This window comes from Halochromatium glycolicum, from assembly GCF_016584085.1.
Classification (GTDB): Bacteria; Pseudomonadota; Gammaproteobacteria; order Chromatiales; family Chromatiaceae; genus Lamprobacter; species Lamprobacter glycolicus.
Map to the genome: position 1 here is coordinate 1 of NZ_NRSJ01000097.1, position 2,699 is coordinate 2,699.

General features: G+C 64.9%; 3 protein-coding genes. All 3 read left to right on the forward strand.

Translation table 11 applies throughout. The features are described from left to right. A partial coding sequence (locus CKO40_RS23980; protein ID WP_207173836.1) for a hypothetical protein occupies positions 1-218 on the forward strand: 218 nt, incomplete at its 5' end. 42 nt (positions 219-260) lie between these two features. After that, positions 261-1,274: a porphobilinogen synthase gene (gene hemB, locus CKO40_RS23505; protein WP_200348885.1), complete on the forward strand. Its 1,014-nt coding sequence runs from the start codon at positions 261-263 to the stop codon at positions 1,272-1,274. 194 nt (positions 1,275-1,468) lie between these two features. Beyond that, entirely contained in the window at positions 1,469-2,389 is a 921-nt protein-coding gene (gene aroE, locus CKO40_RS23510; RefSeq protein WP_200348886.1) for a shikimate dehydrogenase, read from the forward strand. The last annotated feature ends 310 nt before the right edge of the window (positions 2,390-2,699 follow it).

The window sequence follows — 2,699 nt, forward strand, 5'->3', positions numbered from 1 at the left end:
TGAGGGGAGAACAAGCCAGCTTCATCAAAGCGTTGCTCTGCAGCGAGGCGTCCATGCGTCCAGAGATCTTCAATGCCGGTCTCCGTGTCTTGTCAGCTGCCATCTCCGAGGATGGCGGGAATTGCTGCGCAATGGCAGCAAGGCTGGCCGTCGATCGCCCAGGTACGCTATGGTTACCCGTCATTGCGCAGGCCGCCGCTCGGGCGAGCCAGCGTTAACCCGATCGCCCAACCACCCCGTTCCGATACACGAGCGTCCAGATGTCCGATCTGCACCCCAATCGCGCCCCCTATCCCACCACCCGTATGCGCCGGATGCGGCGCGACGACTTCTCGCGCCGGCTGATGCGCGAGACGATCCTGACGCCGGATGATTTCATCTATCCGGTCTTCGTGCTGGAAGGCAAGGGCGAGCGCGAGCCGGTACCTTCGATGCCCGGCATCGAGCGCATGAGTGTCGATCTATTGGTCGAGGAGGCGCAGACCATCGCCCAGCTCGGCGTGCCGGCGATGGCGCTGTTCCCGGTGACCCCGATGGACGCCAAGTCCGAGGACGCGCGCGAGGCGTTCAACTCGGACGGGCTGGCCCAGCGCGCGGTGCGGGCACTCAAGGACGCGGTGCCGGAGCTCGGCGTGATGACCGATGTCGCGCTCGACCCCTTCACGACGCACGGCCAGGACGGGCTGATCGATGAGACCGGCTACGTGATGAACGATGCCACCGTCGAGGTGCTGGTCAAGCAGGCGGTCTCCCATGCCGATGCCGGCGCCGACATCGTCGCGCCCTCGGACATGATGGACGGGCGCATCGGCGCCGTGCGCGAAGCGCTCGAGTCGGCCGGCCACATCAACACCCGCATCATGGCCTACTCGGCCAAGTACGCGTCGAGCTTCTATGGGCCGTTCCGCGATGCGGTCGGCTCGGCGGCCAACCTTGGCGGCGGCAACAAGTACACCTATCAGATGGACCCGGCCAACTCCGACGAGGCCCTGCACGAGGTCGGGCTGGACCTCGCTGAGGGTGCCGACATGGTGATGGTCAAGCCCGGCATGCCGTATCTGGACATCGTCCGCCGAGTCAAGGATCGCTTCGGGGCGCCGACCTTCGTCTACCACGTCAGCGGCGAGTACGCGATGCTCAAGGCCGCGAGCCAGAACGGCTGGCTCGACGAGCGCGAGGTGGTGCTCGAGGCCCTGCTCGGCGTCAAGCGCGCCGGTGGCGACGGCATCCTGACCTACTACGCGAAGCAGGCCGCGCAGTGGCTGGGCGCTTGAGCGATCTCTGACCGCCGAGCGCTTGGACGGGCTGCAATGATGAACAAGCGTAGCGGCTCGCGATCAACGGACACATCGGGTAACGCTCATGGTCTGATGCGATCCCGGACAGGGAATCCGATGTGACCCAGGGGTCACCTTCATGCTGAGGTACGAACGGCGAGGATGAACCTGTTGTTTCAGGGTAACCGGCGATGACCGATCGTTACGCGGTGATCGGTCATCCGATCGAGCACAGCAAATCGCCCCAGATCCACGCGGCGTTCGCGGCGCAGACCGGCGAGCCGCTCGAGTACGGCCGCATCCTCGGTAATCTGAACGATTTCGCCGGCGATGTCCGCCGCTTTGTCGCCGAAGGCGGCCGTGGCCTCAATGTCACGGTGCCATTCAAGACCGAAGCGTTTGAGCTGCTCGAGGACCTCAGCGCGCATGCTCGCGCTGCCGGGGCGGTGAACACCCTGATCGTGCGCGACGGCGGGCTGCTGCGCGGCGACAACACCGATGGCATCGGCCTGATTCGTGACCTGACCGTCAATCACTCCTTCGCACTCGCCGGTCGACGCGTGCTGCTGCTTGGCGCCGGCGGCGCCGCGCGCGGTGTGCTACGTCCCCTGCTCGAGGCCGAGCCGGCGGCGCTGGTGATCGCGAACCGCACCGCTGCCAAGGCCGAGGCCCTAGCGAGCGAGCTCGCCACTGCGACGACCCATCATTCTGCCTTCCGGCGGCAGCCGGACCCCGCATCCCAGGCTCAGGCCGACTCGACTACGACAGGGCAGCCGAACACGGCCGCACGCGCTGCGACGGATGTCTCGGGCTGCGGGCTCGAAGCCCTGGCCGGACAGCGCTTCGATCTGATCATCAATGCGACCTCGACCGGTCTCGAGGGCGGTGTGCCCGCAATCCCGGATGACTGCCTCACCGACTCTGGCTGGGTCTACGACATGCTCTATGCCGACGAGCCGACCCCGTTCTGCCGTTGGGGCCAGAGGCACGGCGCTGCGCAGGCGCTCGACGGGCTCGGTATGCTGGTCGAACAGGCCGCCGAATCCTTCTGGCTGTGGCGAGGTGTCCGGCCGCAAACCGCGCCGGTCATCGAAAGCCTACGAGGTGCTTGATAGAGAACTGCACGCCGTGCTGCGATCGAGCGATTCGTTCCAACCGATCGCCGAACCAACGCTCATGGCAGGGTGCCACCCCGAACGATGAATCCCGCGTGATTCACGATAACCCCTGACTAGCGTCAGCAATTCCCGCCGCAAAAATATCTGCTTTAGAAACAATAAGTTGGCTTTGAGCCGAAAAAATCTTTCGTAAACTTTTGAAGCCGAATCAGTATACTGCCACGACCTTCTCAAGCTGCGAGGCAGGTATTGATGAGTGGTCCGTTCTCACGCCAGCACCTCAGCGTCGCGGGACTGCTGCGCG

Excerpts from the sequence above, each read along its gene's own strand:
- aroE (WP_200348886.1), top strand. The coding sequence starts at position 1,469 with ATGACCGATCGTTACGCGGTGATCGGTCATCCGATCGAGCACAGCAAA.
- hemB (WP_200348885.1), top strand. The coding sequence starts at position 261 with ATGTCCGATCTGCACCCCAATCGCGCCCCCTATCCCACCACCCGTATG.